The 15,011-nt window shown below is 68.1% G+C and carries 13 protein-coding genes; 2 read left to right on the top strand and 11 right to left on the bottom strand.

What is annotated here, in order from left to right; all coding sequences use genetic code 11:
- Positions 1-27: 27 nt before the first annotated feature.
- On the bottom strand, positions 28-1,302 hold the full coding sequence (locus IFJ75_RS09580) for a lytic murein transglycosylase (protein WP_207932336.1): 1,275 nt from the start codon (positions 1,300-1,302) through the stop codon (positions 28-30).
- Between the two features lie 458 nt (positions 1,303-1,760).
- On the opposite strand from IFJ75_RS09580, the gene ykgO reads away from it, so the two are divergent.
- Positions 1,761-1,886, top strand: a complete 126-nt coding sequence (gene ykgO / locus IFJ75_RS09575) for a type B 50S ribosomal protein L36 (RefSeq protein ID WP_008263184.1) — start codon at positions 1,761-1,763, stop codon at positions 1,884-1,886.
- Between the two features lie 209 nt (positions 1,887-2,095).
- The gene (locus tag IFJ75_RS09570) at positions 2,096-2,371 is read left to right on the top strand and encodes a DUF2312 domain-containing protein (protein ID WP_207932335.1); all 276 of its coding nucleotides are present in this window, start codon (positions 2,096-2,098) and stop codon (positions 2,369-2,371) included.
- A 448-nt stretch (positions 2,372-2,819) separates the two neighbouring features.
- Here the strand turns inward: IFJ75_RS09570 and IFJ75_RS09560 are convergent, their stop codons facing one another.
- The 10 genes from IFJ75_RS09560 to IFJ75_RS09515 form a co-directional block, all read right to left on the bottom strand.
- A complete protein-coding gene (locus IFJ75_RS09560) occupies positions 2,820-5,444 on the bottom strand; it encodes a TonB-dependent receptor plug domain-containing protein (RefSeq protein ID WP_207932334.1) in 2,625 nt (874 codons plus the stop codon).
- Between the two features lie 211 nt (positions 5,445-5,655).
- Complete coding sequence (locus IFJ75_RS09555) at positions 5,656-7,116, bottom strand: sigma-54-dependent transcriptional regulator (protein ID WP_207932333.1); 1,461 nt, start codon at positions 7,114-7,116, stop codon at positions 5,656-5,658.
- A 123-nt stretch (positions 7,117-7,239) separates the two neighbouring features.
- Positions 7,240-9,129: a DUF4153 domain-containing protein gene (locus tag IFJ75_RS09550; protein WP_207932332.1), complete on the bottom strand. Its 1,890-nt coding sequence runs from the start codon at positions 9,127-9,129 to the stop codon at positions 7,240-7,242.
- 49 nt (positions 9,130-9,178) lie between these two features.
- Positions 9,179-9,598, bottom strand: coding sequence for a DUF1801 domain-containing protein (locus IFJ75_RS09545; protein ID WP_207932331.1), 420 nt, complete (start codon positions 9,596-9,598; stop codon positions 9,179-9,181).
- Positions 9,599-9,631: 33 nt separating this feature from the next.
- Complete coding sequence (locus IFJ75_RS09540; protein WP_263973038.1) at positions 9,632-10,669, bottom strand: acyltransferase family protein; 1,038 nt, start codon at positions 10,667-10,669, stop codon at positions 9,632-9,634.
- 116 nt (positions 10,670-10,785) lie between these two features.
- Positions 10,786-11,205: a cupin domain-containing protein gene (locus tag IFJ75_RS09535; RefSeq protein WP_207932330.1), complete on the bottom strand. Its 420-nt coding sequence runs from the start codon at positions 11,203-11,205 to the stop codon at positions 10,786-10,788.
- Positions 11,206-11,259: 54 nt separating this feature from the next.
- Positions 11,260-11,919: a hypothetical protein gene (locus tag IFJ75_RS09530; protein ID WP_207932329.1), complete on the bottom strand. Its 660-nt coding sequence runs from the start codon at positions 11,917-11,919 to the stop codon at positions 11,260-11,262.
- Between the two features lie 112 nt (positions 11,920-12,031).
- Positions 12,032-12,928 carry an alpha/beta hydrolase gene (locus tag IFJ75_RS09525; RefSeq protein ID WP_225897067.1) on the bottom strand — a complete coding sequence of 299 codons (897 nt, stop codon included), beginning with the start codon at positions 12,926-12,928 and terminating at the stop codon, positions 12,032-12,034.
- 213 nt (positions 12,929-13,141) lie between these two features.
- Entirely contained in the window at positions 13,142-13,501 is a 360-nt protein-coding gene (locus tag IFJ75_RS09520; RefSeq protein WP_207932328.1) for a hypothetical protein, read from the bottom strand.
- A gap of 74 nt (positions 13,502-13,575) precedes the next feature.
- A complete protein-coding gene (locus IFJ75_RS09515; protein ID WP_207932327.1) occupies positions 13,576-14,991 on the bottom strand; it encodes an NAD(P)(+) transhydrogenase (Re/Si-specific) subunit beta in 1,416 nt (471 codons plus the stop codon).
- Between the last annotated feature and the right edge of the window lie 20 nt (positions 14,992-15,011).

The following is a 15,011-nucleotide window of genomic DNA, read 5'->3' as shown; positions in this document are numbered from 1 at the left end:
CACTAATTTCCGGGTGCAAAGCCCCGGTCAGCGGCTCATCAGCTCCGTCGCCAGCTCGGCGGTCAGATAGCCGTCGGCGATGCGACCGTTGGCGGCCTGCCAGCGCTTCAGGGCGGCGCGGGTGTTGGCCCCGACCACCCCGTCGACGCCGCCGGTGTCATAGCCCATCCGCGTCAGGGCGGCCTGGGCGCCGACCCTCTGGTCGCGCGACATGGGGGCGTCCGTGGGCCAGCTGGCCATGAGCCCCGGCTTGCCCGCCACCCCGTCCGCCGTCAGGCCGATGGCCAGGGCATAGGAGACCGAGTTGTTGTAGCGCCGGATCACGAAGTGGTTGGGCAGGCCGATGAAGGCCGGGCCGCGCGCGCCCTGGGGCAGCAGCAGGGTGGCGTTCTCGGCCGCCTCGGCGTCGGTCATCGCCCCGCCTCGCGCCAGAGTCACGCCCTGCTGGCGCCAGAAGCTCCACGGCCGCGACGGGCCGTCGGCGAGCGAATAGTCGAAGCCCTGCGGGATCACGACCTCATAGCCCCAGGCCTGGCCGCGCTTCCATCCGGCCTGGGCCAGCAGATTGGCGGCCGACGCCAGGGCGTCGACGTCGGAGCCCCAGATGTCGACCTTGCCGTCGTCGTTCTGGTCGACGCCGAGGCGCAGATAGTTGTCGGGCATGAACTGGGTCTGGCCCATGGCCCCGGCCCAGCTGCCGGTCAGGCCTGCACGGCTGCGGCGGCCGTCGATGACAATGTTCAGGGCGTCGCGCAGCTGGCCCTCGGCCCAGTCGCGGCGGCGGCCTTCATAGGCGAGGGTGGCCAGCGAGCGGATGACGTCCTTGTTGCCCTGGACCTGTCCGAAGCTCGATTCCTGCGCCCAGATGGACACGAGGATCTCGGCGGGCACGCCGAAGCGCTGGGTCACGCTCCACGGCACGATGTCCACCTTGCGACGGGCCTCGGCGACGCGGGCGGACGAGACGGCGTTGGCGACATAGGCGCCGGCGGGACGGCTGAACTCGGGCTGGTTGCCGTCCAGTCGGATGACCTCCTGATCGGGCGTCAGTCCGGCCAGCTGCTGCTCATAGGCCGTGCGGCGGGCGCCGCCCATGCGGTTCAGGAAGCCCTGTTTCCAGCCCTCGAAGCCCGGCTGGTCATAGACGGGCTGGGTCGGCTGCGGCCCGGGCCGGGTCGGCGGGGGCGTCGGCTGAGGCTGGGGCTCCGGCCGGGCCGGAGCCAGCACCGTCTCCGCGGGCGGCAGCATCGGCGCGCAGGCCGCGACGGACAGGATCAGCAGGAGACGGGCGGAAAGGCGCATGTTGGTCAGGCTAGTGTCCCCGGAGATGAAGTCGCAATCACAAGCGCGCGACACGGCCAAGCGTTGCCGCAGATCGTGCGATAGTGGTCTGACCCCCTGATGACACCAACAGGGTGAACAGGCCGTTCACCGCGTTCGTTTCCGGAATCTAAAGCCGGGTGCGACATTCTGTCCATCGACCCTGATGCGGCCTGGTGGCGGAGGGGCTACGCGATGGGCCCGCAAGCCCATAGACCCTCCGTTCAACTCGGAGGCCAGGCCTCCATCCTTCTGGCGCTAACGCTCGCCGCGCGGCGGCTCGCTGCTTGAGCGCCGGTCGTGCTATCGCTCCCTGAGGACCCCGCCCAAATCAGTCGCCCGGCGGTTGACTTGGCGCTCCCGAATCTCTACATGCACCGCTCCGCCGCAGGTTCGCCCCGCGGCTCTTTTATTTTTGATTTGCCTCAGGACGCCCGACCATGAAGGTCCGTAGCTCGCTCAAGTCGCTCAAGACCCGCCACCGCGACTGCAAGGTCGTGCGCCGCAAGGGCGTCGTCTTCGTCATCAACAAGACCGACCCGCGCTTCAAGGCGAAGCAGGGCTAAACAGACGCTTATGGCGCTTAAGGGCGCCTAAGTCTCTGAAATGTCTTGACTATCGAGGGCTGTGGGCAATCTGTCCGCAGCCTTTTTCGTGTTCGTGGTTGAGCCTGTCGCGGCAACGTGGTTAGTCGCCCGCCAAACCCAGACACCGACGCGCTCAAGCAGCGAAGCTCCGCGAGCTGAGCGTTAGCGCCCTTCCGAAGGACCCAAGAATGACCGACGCCGCCGCTCCCTTCGACAGCTCGGACGTCCTGACCTCGGCGGCCCAGGGCCGTCTGCGTTCGATCATCGAGCGCATCGAGCGTCTGGAAGAGGACAAGGCCGCGATCATGGCCGACCAGAAGGAGGTCTTCGCCGAGGCCAAGGGCGAGGGCTACGACGTCAAGATCCTGCGCAAGGTCATCCGCATCCGCAAGCAGGACAAGGCCAAGCGCCAGGAAGAGGACGCCATCCTGGACCTCTACCTGTCCGCCCTCGGCGAGATCTGAGCCTGAAGCGGACGCCCCTCACGGGCGGTCCGAAAGACCCTTCGGGGTCACTCAAGCGCTCGACCGGGCTCAAGCCCGGCTCGGGCTTCAAGACAAGGACAGACAAGCCCGCCAGCCCGTTCGAGGCCGAGCGCGAGGCCGCGCGCCGCAAGGCCCTGAACGCCCTCAAGCGCGCCAAACGGGCGGCCGACAAGGCCGGTATCGTCCTGTCGGAGTGGGAGGGCGAGTTCATTGAGGGCGTCTCTGACCGCATCCAGACCTACGGCCGCGCCTTCGGTGACCCGGAGAAGGGCGCGCCCGGTCAGGCCCTGTCGGCCATGCAGGGGCGCAAGCTCAGGGAGATCACGGCCAAGGCCAACGGCGAGGAGCCGAAGCGCCGCTGGGGCCGCAAGAAGCCCCCCGAATGAGAAAGAGGCCGGCGGAGCGATCCACCGGCCTCTTCTGCGTTCTAGAACAGCACCTTGCGGTAGTTCAGTCGGATGACCCGGCCCGTGGGGTCGAGGTAGTCGGGCTGGTAGTTGACCGGCAGGTTGCCTGCCGAGGTGGTGACCACCGTGCGGGTGTCGAAGATGTTGTCGAAGCCCAGGCTGATCCGGGCGCCCTTGAGCAGCCAGGGGGCCTTCTTCACCCAGTCGGGGCGCTGGTTCATGTCGACGAACATGTTCAGCCCGACCGTGGTCTGGTGCGAGAAGTTGAGGTCGGTCGCCCCGCCGTCGACGAAGGTCGCCTCGCGCCAGTTGGCGTTGATGAAGGCGCCGAAGCCGTTGCGGAAGGCGCCGCCCTGGACCTGGATCTCCTGCTGGGGCGTGCCGCCGCGACCGCCGGTGGCGCCGCCGTTGAGCTGGTCGATGACCGGCAGGCCATCGGCGATGACGATCTCATCCTGGAAGCGGTAGGTATGATAGACCGACAGGTTGAAGACGCCCTGGCCCGGCTGCATCGGCGTGCCGCCGCGTCCGCCGCCGCCGCCCATGCGCATCTGACCGCCGCCCCCGCCACCGGGGCCGCCGCCTTCACCGCCGCCGGCCGGACGCGGGCCGCCGCCCATCATCATCATGCCGCCGGGGCGCGGACCGCCCGCCGCCGCGTTCGGCTTGCCGAACGGACGCGAGAAGGTGAAGCCGGTGCGCAGGTCCTGACGCTCGGTCTTGGCGTAGTTCAGCGGACGGGCGTCGACCGACAGCAGGTTGCCCGCGCCGTCGCGCACGAACCGGCCGGGCAGGGCCGCTTCCAGGGCCGGGGTGATGGTCGGGAAGGCCGAGATGGCGTCGTCCGTCCGGCTCCAGGTGTAGTTGGAGCTGAAGTTGAAGTTGACGCTCTGGAACGGGGTCAGGTTGAAGCCCAGCTTGACCACCGAGCGGTCGTCCGAACCCAGGTTGCGGTTGCCGCCGGTGATCTGGGTGATGTTGACCGTCTGGCCGGCCTTGAAGTCGTAGACGGCCACGTTCGAGGTGTTGATGACCGGGTCGTTGACCTGGTTGATCGTCGGGGCGCCCTGTTCATCCGTATAGCTGACGACGAAGCCGATCTTGCCGTTCGGGGCCCAGTTCAGGCCGCCGCCGATGGTGGTCAGGCCGCCGAAGTCGGACAGGTCGTCATAGCCGCCGTTGAAGTTGAAGGACAGGTCGCCGAGCTTCGACAGGAAGTCGCGGCGGGTGCTGGTCAGCGGCATGTTGACGTTGAAGCTGCCATAGACCCGGTCGCGCTGCAGCGAGCTCTCGGTGTGGCCGATGACGGTGCGGTCCGACTCGGAGTCCAGCGTCCGGGTGTCCAGGCCGAACTTGACGGTCGAGCGCAGATTGCCCGCCGGGCCTTCCCACAGGGTGCCGTTGAGGGTCGATTCCACATTGCCGCCGCTGGACACCGAATGGGCCGTGTCGGTGGCCTGGCGCAGCAGGGAAGGCGGGATGACGCCGAACGGGTTCACGGTCGGATCGTTGTTGGAGAGCGCGGTCTGGACGGGCAGGACCTCATAACCGCGGCCTGTCGTGGTGTCGGTCTCGGTCCGATCGTAGGTGGCGGTGACGGTGTAGCGCCACTCCTTCAGATAGCCGTCCACCAGCAGGGCGGCCTTGCCCGTCAGGGTGTCGTTGTTGCGCAGCATCGTGCCGGGGTCGGCCAGATAGCGCTGCAGCCGCACGTCGCCGGCGCTGGTCGAATAGGGGTTCCCGGCCGGCAGGTTCAGCGACAGGGAGGGCAGGCCGCCGTATCCGCTGGTGGTCGAGTCCTCCAGGCTGAAGCTGCCTGTCGCCTTGGTCGTGGCGTTCAGGTCGTGGGCCAGCGAGCCGCGGATGGTCGTCCGGTCGCCGCGCGACTGCAGGGTGCGATAGGCCGACAGCTCTTCCGGCGTCGCGACGGCGCCGCTCGGGCCATAGGTGTTGGGGTTCACCGTGCGGGTGATGTCGCGCTCGCTCTCGAACAGGGCGGTGTCGTGCTGCTGCTCGATGTCGAAGTTCCAGCGGTCGCCGGTCTTGATGGTGAAGGCGTTGCCGTCGACCTCGGCGGTGGTGCGGCCGCCCTGGGTCGGGCCGCGGCCCTGGAAGGTCGCGGTGGCCTGGCGGAACTGCTGCTTGAGGACGAAGTTCACCACCCGCTGGTCGGCGCTATAGCCGTAGTTGAGGGCGACCTCCTCGGGCAGAATCTCGGTGCGCTCGATGGCCTCGACCGGGATGCCCTGGATCTCCTGGAAGCCCGAGATGCGGCGGCCGTTGAGCAGCAGGACCGGACCGGAGTCCGACCGGCCGCGGCTCGACTGGGTCAGGGGTTCGAGCCGTTGCAGCAGCTCGGAGATGTTGCTGGCGCCGTAGGCCTTGATCTCTTCCGCGCTCAGGGTGACGTCGGGCGGGATGTCGCCCTCGACGCTGCCGCGCGGCTTCACGCCCGTGACGGTGACGGTGCCCAGGTCATAGGCGTCCGACGAGGCCGAGCCGCGCGGCAGGGCGTCGTCGTCCTGGGGCTCGGGCGAGGTCGTCGGCGGAGTCTGCTGCGGCGGCGTCGGGCCGGCCGTGGGCGGGGGCGCCGTCTGGATCGCGCCGGAGGCAAGCGCGGACAGAATGGCGACAGCGATCGTCATGGATGGTCTTCCGGAATCAACAGTGGCGTGGCGGCGTCTGCGACCGGCGGTGGAACGTCTGCGCGTCCCTTCAACCCCCGGCCATGCGCCGTTCGATGAGCCTCTAACGCACGCCCCCGCGACCTCCGTCGGGCGGATGCGTTAAATTTCAGACAGATTCAGGCAATGCCGTGAAATGTTGCCCCGAAACGACGGTGATCGGGGTCGATCCTCAGCCGACTTCCTTCAGGGCGCCTTCCAGCCCCTGTTCGCGGACCTTGCGGTACAGGGTCGAGCGGCCGATGCCGAGGCGGCGGGCGATCTCGGACATATGGCCGGCGTAGACCTCGATGGCGTGCTGGATCAGGTCGCGCTCGATGTCCTCCAGCGTGCGCAGATGGCCGCGGTCGTCGAGGATGCGGATCGGCTGGTCGGGCAGGGGCGGCAGTTCCACCGACAGCCCGCCCTCCGACGCGGCCGAAGCTTCGATGCCGCTCTCGGCCTGGGCCAGAGGCATGGCGACGCCCGAGATGGCCGGGAAGTCGTGCGGCTGCAGATAGGGGGCGTCGGCCAGGACCAGGGCGCGATAGACGCTGTTCTCCAGCTGGCGCACGTTGCCGGGCCAGTCGAAGGCGCTGAGCAGGGCCATGGTCTCGGCCGAGGCTCCGGCGACGCGCTTGCCCTCTTCGGCGTTGAAGCGGCCGATGAAGTGGTCGACCAGGGCCGGGATGTCCTCGCGGCGCTCGCGCAGGGCCGGGGCCTCGATCGGGAAGACGTTCAGGCGGTAGTAGAGGTCCTCGCGGAAGGCGCCTTCCCTGACCTGCTGGGCCGGGTCGCGATTTGTCGCCGAGACGATGCGGACGTCGACCTTGACCGAGCGTTTGGCGCCGACGGGATCGACCTCGCCCTCCTGCAGGGCGCGCAGCAGCTTGACCTGCATGTCCAGCGGCAGCTCGCCGATCTCGTCGAGGAACAGGGTGCCGCCGCTGGCCTCCTGGAACTTGCCGAGGTGCTTGTCGTGGGCGCCGGTGAAGGCCCCCTTCTCGTGACCGAACAGGATCGACTCGATCAGGTTGGCGGGCAGGGCGCCGCAGTTGACCGCGACGAAGGGCTTGCCGGACCGGTCCGAGGCCCCGTGCAGGGCGCGGGCGATGACTTCCTTGCCGACGCCGCTCTCGCCGGTGATCAGGACCGGGATGGAGGACTTGGCCGCGCGCGCGCCGAAGGCCTTGACCAGACGCATCGGCGGGCTGTCGCCGACCAGATCGTCGAACGAGGTGCGGCCCGCCACGTGCTTCTTCAGACGGCCGACCTCACGGGTCAGCTGGGTCATCTGCAGGGCGTTGCGGATGCCGACCAGGATGCGTTCGGGGCTGGCGGGCTTGATGAAGAAGTCTTGGGCGCCGGCCTGCATGGCCTTGACCACGGTGTCGATGCCGCCGTTGGCCGTCAGGACGATGACAGGGGTGGTGACGCCGGCGGTGCGGATCTCGGCCAGGGCCTCCATGCCGCTCATGCCGGGCATGACCATGTCCAGCAGCACGACATCGGCGCCGCCGCCCTTGGTCAGGCGATCGATGGCCTCGCCGCCGTTCTCGGCGTGGACGACGGCATAGCCCTCGCGATCCAGAACCGCCTGAACGAGGCGGCGCTGGGTCGGATCGTCGTCGACCACCAGAACGGTCTTGGCCATGGGGAGCACACCTTCGTCATCACCGTGAAGGCCGCCGCGTCTTGAAGCGCGACTGACCCGTTTCGGGACGTTTCTACGCCCGATGCGGTGAAGATCGGGTTGGTGGGCGTGGTGTGCGGGAGGTTAACGGGCGGGCGGTGGCGCGGGCCGGGCGGGCGGCGGGGGCGGGGGGACGAGGTCGACGCGCACGGCCTCGCCCGGGCACTGGGTGTCCGGCGTAAAGGTCCAGTTGATCGAATCCGAAGACCTCAGGCCCGGCCAGCGCTGGGGCTCGGTCTGGAACTGGTCCGTCTCCAGCGTCTTGCGCATGTCGCCGCGCCCAACGCCGGCGCAGATCCGCGGCATATAGGTCCCCGGCGAGGTCCACTTTCCGTCGTCGCCGAGCACGAAGACGATGACGGCGAACCGGTGGGCGATCAGCAGCTCGTCACGGCCGTCTGCGTCCAGATCGAAAAGGCGCGCCTTGCAGGGCTCGTCCTTGGACGTACAGCTGGTGAGGGCCTGGTTGGCGCCGGTGGAGCCGTCGAAGACGACGGATCGGGGGAAGGCCGCCGGAAGCGCGGTTCCGGCGGGCAGCATCTCGATACGGAGATCGACCGCCACGTCGGGCTTGGGGCTGTCCCACCGGTCTTCCATCTTCCGGGCCTCCTGAGCGCGCCGGGCGATGTCGGCGTCGGTGGAGCGCGCGAGCTTCTCAAAGGCTTGCTGGCCGACCTTGCCGCTCTCGAACCGCAGGAAGCCGAAGTCGAACTTGTCCGGCGTCACCTTGCCCGCCTCCAGACGCTTCACCTGATCGGCGACCGACAGCCGGGCCGGGTCGGCGAGGGGGCTGAACAGGGCGAGGATGACGGCGACGGCCAGGACGCCCGAGGCCAGGTTGGTCGCCTCCAGCGCCTTCATCCAGTCCGAGCCCTTGCGGATCAGGGGCACAATGGCGCCGAGCCCGTAGCCCACCGCATAGACGGCGCCGACCAGGGCGCAGGCGGCGGCGATGATCCGGTCCGGCGTCAGGCCGTACTGGCCGATCCGCAGCATCAGACCCCAGACGGCCAGGACGATCAGGGGCGTCAGCAGGAGCGAGGCGACCTGCACAGCGATGCGCAGCACCAGCGGCGGCCGGTTGTCGGGACGGCCGTCCTGATAGGCGGTGTTGATCAGGATGATCAGGGCGCCGGCCGAGGCGAGGACCAGAGCGGTCGCGCTGCCGGTGTCCCACAGGCCCTTGAGGCCCGTGAAGGGCAGGGCGGCGAGGAAGCCGGCGGCCAGCACCGTCATGACCAGCAACAGCCAGGACAGCAGCATCAGGGCCACGGCCCGCACGCCCCGGATCAGGCCGTCGCGCACGTCGGTCAGCTGCACCGCCGTGGCGAAGGCGAGGCCGGTCATGGGGAAGGCGAACCAGCTCTTGCCGATCAGGTCGCCGAGGAAGGTCAGGCCGATGACCTTGAACAGGGCGGCGCCGAGGAAGAGCAGAAGCCAGAAGGCGCCCGCGAAGCCGATCGACAGGGCCAGCTGGACCCCCGCCATCCAGGCCGCGTCGAAATAGGCGGGGTAGGGGGCGATCAGCCGACGCTCACGGTCGGCTGGCACGATCAGGTGATGGCCGATGAACAGGGCCACGGCTGTGAAGACCACGAACAGCGGTGACAGGACGGTGTCGTCCAGCTTCACGCCCTGACGGTCGATGTCGTGGAAGGCCAGCGCCGCCATGACCGCCCCGGCGATTCCGCCCCAGACGATCAGGGTGACCGGCCTCAGCCGCCCGACGCCCGCCAGCAGCACTACCGGCAGGAAGGCGAAGACGATGAACAGGCAGCCGAACAGCCAGGGATCGGTCGCCGGCCAGAGCGGCGGGTGGCGATACTCATTGGGCCAGGACCGCGTCAGCCACCACAGGGCCACGCCTTGCAGGAGGCCGATGCCGAGGCGGACGGCGGCCGTGGCGCGCCGGTCGCCCTCGCGCGCCAGTCCGGAGCGGCCCGAGGCGGAATGATCGTCATGGCTGCCGGTCATGGTTGTCTCCCCCGCACCATCTGAACCGAAAGCTGCGCCGTTGGGAAGCTCAGTCGGGATAACGGGCCTTGATGGCGGCGTAGGAGACGGCGGCCAGTTCGCGCAGGACGTCCATGTTCACGTCCGACAGCCGCTTCACATAGATGCAGCCGCCCTCTGTCTTGTGCTTGCCCAGCCGGGGCGACAGGGCGTCGCGGGCCTCTCCGGCGTGCAGATACAGGACCAGATGCGGCTTGCGGGGCGAGAAGGCGATGGCCGGGGCGTCGCCCTGGCGGCCGCTGTCGTAGACGTAGTGGTACGCGCCGAACCCGACGATGGACGGCCCCCACAGGGTCGCCCGCTGCCCCGTGACCTCGGCGAACAGGGCGGCGACGACTTCGGCGTCGGCCCGGCGCACCGGATCGGGCACGGCGGCGATGAAGTCGTCGACGCTGACGTCGGTGGGCTTGGTCTTCGCTTCGGCGGCCATGATCGCTCCCCTTCGCGGGGACGATAACACGGTTCAGGCAGCGGCGGGTTTGGGTTTGGTCCAGCGGTCAATAAGTCGCTGGGCGGGGCGTTCGACGAGGTGGTGGGCCAGGACCGCGAGACCGACTATGCCGGCGAAGACGGCGATTGCGAACAGGTCGTTCAGCCAGACCGAGCCGAAGTCGATGCGCCGCCCGTTGGGCATCCAGTGCAGCTTGCGGGCCATGATCAGCATCACCGTCAGCACGAACATATGGACCATATAGATGGCGAAGGACCAGCGGCCGAAGGTGACCAGCACCGGCAGATCGAGCAGGCGCGACACCTTGCCCTCCTCGCCCGCGAAGACCCAGACCACCCCGATGAAGACCAGGGTCACCAGAACCGTCACCGGCCCCTCGGCCCAGGCGACGAACAGGCAGCACATGACGACGGTCGCGACTTCCAGAGCCGTGGCGGCGCCCGCCTTCAGGCGCGGGATCCGGGTCCATAGCCCCTGCAGCAGGCAGCCGAGGAAGAAGCCGTAGACCGCGCGCGGAACGGCGAAGTCATAGGTGGTGTTCATCCAGCGCTTGGCGAACTCGACCACCATCAGGCCGCCGATAACCGCCAGCACGGCGCCGATCCAGCGGAACCGCTTCGGCGCGACCAACACCAGGGCGGCGAAGATCAGATAGCAGGCGACCTCGGCGCTCAGCGTCCACGAGGGACCGTTCCAGGTCAGGTAGGGATGGATGTGCCAGGCCTGGATCAGCAGCAGGTTGGTGAAGATCGCCTCGACCGAGCGGTCGCGCGTGAAGGGGGAAGCGGTGTCGAAATGGAACCAGAGTCGGCACAGCTCCAACCCGACGAAACAGGCCAGCATCAGGACGTGCAGCGGCCAGACCCGGCCCAGCCGGCGCACCATGAACCGGCCCGCGTCGCGCGCCGTCTTCAACCGCTCCGCATAGGCATGTGCGATGACAAAGCCCGACAGGACGAAGAAGTAGTCGACGAACAAATAGCCGTGCTGGATCAGCGGCCAGTCGCGCCAGTGGCTGGCGATCGGCATGTGGAACATGAACACGAGCACGGCGCAGACGCCCCTGAGGGAGTCCAGAGCTTCGAACCGATGTGCGCCCGCCGTTTTCACAGCGGCGTGATAACGGGTTCCCTGGCGGGGCGATAGAGGGGGCGAACCCTATCGGCTCAGCCCGGCTGCCAGCCTTTGGGAGCCATCTCAAACCCCTCGAATTCGAAGCCTGGCGCGACGGTGCAGCCGACCAGGGTCCAGGCGCCGAGCGACTTGGCCGCCTGCCAGGCGCCGGTCGGAACCACGGCCTGCGGCTGTTCGCCGGCCTTGAGGTCACTGCCCAGCCTGACCAGCCGCCGCGTCCCGCCCGAGGCGATCTCCAGCGCCAGCGGCGCCCCCTCATAGAAATGCCACAGCTCGGCGGCGTCGACCGAATGCCAGTGCGACTGCTCCCCCTCGGCCAGCAGATAGTAGATCGCCGTCCCGACCGAACGCCCGTCCACCTCGCGCGGATCGCGGAAGGTCTCGCGATAGTGCCCGCCCTCCGGATGGGGCTGGAGTTCGAGCATGGTGATGACTTCGGCGGCGGTAAGCATGGGGTGTGAATAGCCGAGTCGGCCGATTCAGGCCCGGAACTTCCGTCCGTGGGGTTAGCGCGCGACCTCAACCAGATCGTGTGAGAACAGGGCGCCGATGCGGGGCGCGTCGGCCGGGGCCAGTCGGCGTTCGACCTTTTCGACGCAGCGGTCCTCGATCCTTCCGGCGCGCCGATTGCCGTGGTGGACCAGGAAGATGTCGAGGCCTTCGGCGAAGTCGAGCCCCGCCCGGCTGGCGCCTGGATTGGAGCCTTTGGAGGTCAGGGACTGAAGCTCCATCTCGCGCCCGTCGTGGAACCAGACCCAGAGCGACGGATAGATCTCTCCCTTGCGGCCAGTCTCGCAGGACGCGGTCATGCCGGCGGCGTTGTCGATGCGATAGAGGACGTCGGCCTCGCCCCAGCGGTCGGAGGTGACGCGGATGTCGTTGGCCCGGACCTCGATCCGCGACCGGCCGCCAATGAACAGCAGCCCCAAGGTAATCGCGGCGCAGATCGCCCAGACCGTCAGGATCGTCCGGATCGACTTGCCGACCGAATAGCACCAGGCGGGAAAGAGGAAGGACAGGAAGACGGCGCCGATCCCGTACCAGAACCAGTGGCCCTGGATGGGCCACCAGCCGAGAACGTCGGCCCGTCCGATCACCCACGGCCAGGCGAACAGGCGCATCAGCCAGGGCTTCCACGAAAAGCCCAGCACGATCATCAGCACCATTGCGGGCGCGAGAAACAGGCGCTGTGTCGGCGAGAGCGTGTCGTTCGGGGATGTGGACTTGGGCGTGCCCCTCATCGTCGTGCCCGCCGCCGTTTGTTCGAGACGATCGAGGTCATGGCGCGCTCTCCACCTCGACCGCCACCCGATGGCCCGCCTCAGCGGTCGAGGCGGGGAGGGGCAGGTTCAGGAAGGTCCAGATCTGGTCGTACAGGCCGTCGCGGGTCAGGGTCGCGTGGTTCGAACCGACCATCTTCACCAGCCGCCGCGGCGTATGGGCGAGGTCGTAGAGGGTGCGGCCCTGTTCGAAGGGAATGACCTCGTCAGCGCTTCCGTGAACGATCAGCAGGGGGATGGAGACGCGGTCGATGATGTCGCGCGACCGGTACTGGTCCAGCATCAACAAGCGCACCGGGATGAAGGGCCAGGCCTCGGCCGCGATGTCGGCGGTGGAGGTATAGGGCGCCTCGAGGATCAGGGCGCGGGCGGGGCGTTCGACGGCCAGCCGGGTCGCGACCCCGGTGCCCAGGGAGAAGCCGTGGAGAACGATGTCCTGCGCCGGGGTCGTTCGGGCCAGCCAGTCCCAGGCGGCGCGGGCGTCTGTATGGAGACCCTTCTCCGAGGGCTTGCCGGTCGAACCGTCATGGCCGCGATAGCCGACGGCAAGGAAGCCCACCCCCTCGTCGGCCATGCGCCGCCAGCGCCCGGACTGGAAAGACAGACCCCCGCCCTGACCGCCGAAGAACAGGATCGTCGGCCGCCCCGGCTTCGGCGCCAGGAACCAGGCCACCAGCCGCTCGTGATCGTGGGTGTCGATGTGGACCACCTGGATCGGCGGGCCGTCGGCGTCGGGCGTCGGGCTGCCGTGAACGATCGGATAGAGCATCTCCCTCTGGCTGAAGAAGACGACGCCGATCACCAGCGCATAGGCGATCAGAACCACGCCGAGCAGGATCGCCCCGGCGCGCAGCCACCACTGCGATCGTCGTGTCGAACGGTGGGTCGAGGCCACTCAGATCGTCCCTGCACGATTCATCCCGCGCCGACCTTAGCCGTATTTCGCGTCACCGCGACCGGGAGTTGTCAGAGGACGCCGAGGGAATGCAGCCACTGCTCGACCTGGCCCGGCCATTCGCGGGTGATCGGATCGGTGGCGGGGCGCAGGCCGAAGGCGTGGCCGCCTGATCAGGCGTCTAGCCACAAGTTGCTCGTGGTGTCAGCCCGGTCACGGGCGGGTCCCTGTAGGCTCCCACCAGCTTCCATCGTGATAGGTGAAGAGCGCGCTGCCTGCCGCGGAGGCGCCGAACATCCCCGTCGTCGCGCCCCTGCCGAACGCCTCATAAACGATCCCGGGCTTGAGGGACTCGGGCGCATGGATCGTTCTGAAGCCCGCAGGCGCTTGCCCGTAGGCGATGCTGTCGAGCGCGATACATCCGCTTTCGGTCTGAACTTCCCAGACAAGTTTGCCGCTGAATGAGCGGTCGGCGTGCTCTCGGACTTCCAGTGAGGACACGCAGATGTCGACCGGCTTGCGGGCCTGGAGGAAGGATACGACGGGGTGTTCGAGATCGCCCGTCACCGTCATGGAATAGGTCGCTGAACAGCCGGTCAGCAGGACTGTCAGGCCAAGGCCGATCCGGGCTATCGAGCGACCAGCCCTCACAACGCCTTCACGATCCCTTCGACCATCTTCTTGGCGTCGGCGAACAGCATCATGGTGTTGTCGCGGAAGAAGAGTTCGTTCTCGACGCCGGCGTAACCCGCCGCCATGCCGCGCTTGATGAACAGGACGGTGCCGGCCTTTTCGACGTCGAGGATCGGCATGCCGTAGATGGCCGAGGTCGGGTCGGTCTTGGCGGCCGGGTTGGTGACGTCGTTGGCGCCGATGACGAAGGCGACGTCGGCGGTGGCGAACTCGGCGTTGATGTCCTCCAGCTCGAACACCTCGTCATAGGGGACATTGGCCTCGGCCAGCAGGACGTTCATGTGGCCCGGCATCCGGCCCGCGACCGGGTGGATGGCATACTTCACCTCGACGCCTTCTTCCTTCAGCTTGTCGGCCATTTCGCGCAGGGCGTGCTGGGCCTGGGCGACGGCCATGCCGTAGCCGGGGACGATGATGACCTTGGAGGCGTTCTTCATGATGAAGGCGGCATCGTCGGCCGAGCCCTGCTTGACCGGACGGGTCTCGACGCGCTGCTCGCCGGCCGGGCCGCTGTCGCCGCCGAAGCCGCCCAGGATGACCGAGATGAAGCTGCGGTTCATGCCCTTGCACATGATGTAGGACAGGATCGCGCCCGAGGAGCCGACCAGGGCGCCGGTAATGATCAGGGCGATGTTCTCGAGCGTGAAGCCGAGCGCCGCAGCGGCCCAGCCGGAGTAGGAGTTCAGCATCGAGACCACGACGGGCATGTCGGCGCCGCCGATGGGGATGATCAGGGTCGCGCCCAGCACCAGGCTGATGGCGAAGATGCCCCAGAAGGCCCAGGTGGTCGTGCCGCCCGAACCGACCATGATCCCGATCAGCAGGACTAGGACCAGGGCCAGGGCGATGTTGATCAGGTGCCGGGCGGGCAGGATGATCGGGGCGCCCGACATATTGCCGTTCAGCTTGGCGAAGGCGATGACGGAGCCGGTGAAGGTGATGGCGCCGATGGCGACGCCGAGGCTGAGCTCGATGATCGACTGGACCTTGATCCCGCCCATGCCGTCACTGATGCCGAAGGCTTCCGGCGCATAGACGGCGCCGACGGCGACCAGACAGGCGGCCATGCCGACGAGGCTGTGGAAGGCCGCGACCAGCTGGGGCATGTCGGTCATCTTGACCTTGGCCGCGATCAGGGCCCCGCCGCCGCCGCCCACGACCACGCCCCCGGCCAGCAGGGCCAGGGTGATCGGATCCAGCGCCCCGGTGAAGCCGAGCGTCAGCAGGGTCACGCCGACGGCGATGGCCATCCCGACCATGCCCATCGTATTGCCCTGACGGCTGGTCTCCGGGCTGGAGAGGCCGCGCAGGCTGAGAATGAAAAGAACGCCTGCGACCAGATAGGCCAGCGCCGCTATGGATGCGTTCATCGCAGTCCCCCGAAGTCTCT

It is taken from the genome of Brevundimonas goettingensis (genome assembly GCF_017487405.1).
Lineage (GTDB): Bacteria > Pseudomonadota > Alphaproteobacteria > Caulobacterales > Caulobacteraceae > Brevundimonas > Brevundimonas goettingensis.
The sequence above is the reverse complement of the archived record's forward strand: the minus strand, read 5'-3'. Positions and strand labels throughout refer to the sequence as shown.

Excerpts from the sequence above, each read along its gene's own strand:
- IFJ75_RS09530 (WP_207932329.1), bottom strand. The coding sequence starts at position 11,919 with ATGGTGCTGATGATCGTGCTGGGCTTTTCGTGGAAGCCCTGGCTGATG.
- IFJ75_RS09555 (WP_207932333.1), bottom strand. The coding sequence starts at position 7,116 with ATGGCCAAGACCGTTCTGGTGGTCGACGACGATCCGACCCAGCGCCGC.
- ykgO (WP_008263184.1), top strand. The coding sequence starts at position 1,761 with ATGAAGGTCCGTAGCTCGCTCAAGTCGCTCAAGACCCGCCACCGCGAC.
- IFJ75_RS09515 (WP_207932327.1), bottom strand. The coding sequence starts at position 14,991 with ATGAACGCATCCATAGCGGCGCTGGCCTATCTGGTCGCAGGCGTTCTT.
- IFJ75_RS09545 (WP_207932331.1), bottom strand. The coding sequence starts at position 9,598 with ATGGCCGCCGAAGCGAAGACCAAGCCCACCGACGTCAGCGTCGACGAC.
- IFJ75_RS09550 (WP_207932332.1), bottom strand. The coding sequence starts at position 9,129 with ATGACCGGCAGCCATGACGATCATTCCGCCTCGGGCCGCTCCGGACTG.
- IFJ75_RS09520 (WP_207932328.1), bottom strand. The coding sequence starts at position 13,501 with ATGACGGTGACGGGCGATCTCGAACACCCCGTCGTATCCTTCCTCCAG.
- IFJ75_RS09535 (WP_207932330.1), bottom strand. The coding sequence starts at position 11,205 with ATGCTTACCGCCGCCGAAGTCATCACCATGCTCGAACTCCAGCCCCAT.
- IFJ75_RS09560 (WP_207932334.1), bottom strand. The coding sequence starts at position 5,444 with ATGACGATCGCTGTCGCCATTCTGTCCGCGCTTGCCTCCGGCGCGATC.
- IFJ75_RS09580 (WP_207932336.1), bottom strand. The coding sequence starts at position 1,302 with ATGCGCCTTTCCGCCCGTCTCCTGCTGATCCTGTCCGTCGCGGCCTGC.
- IFJ75_RS09570 (WP_207932335.1), top strand. The coding sequence starts at position 2,096 with ATGACCGACGCCGCCGCTCCCTTCGACAGCTCGGACGTCCTGACCTCG.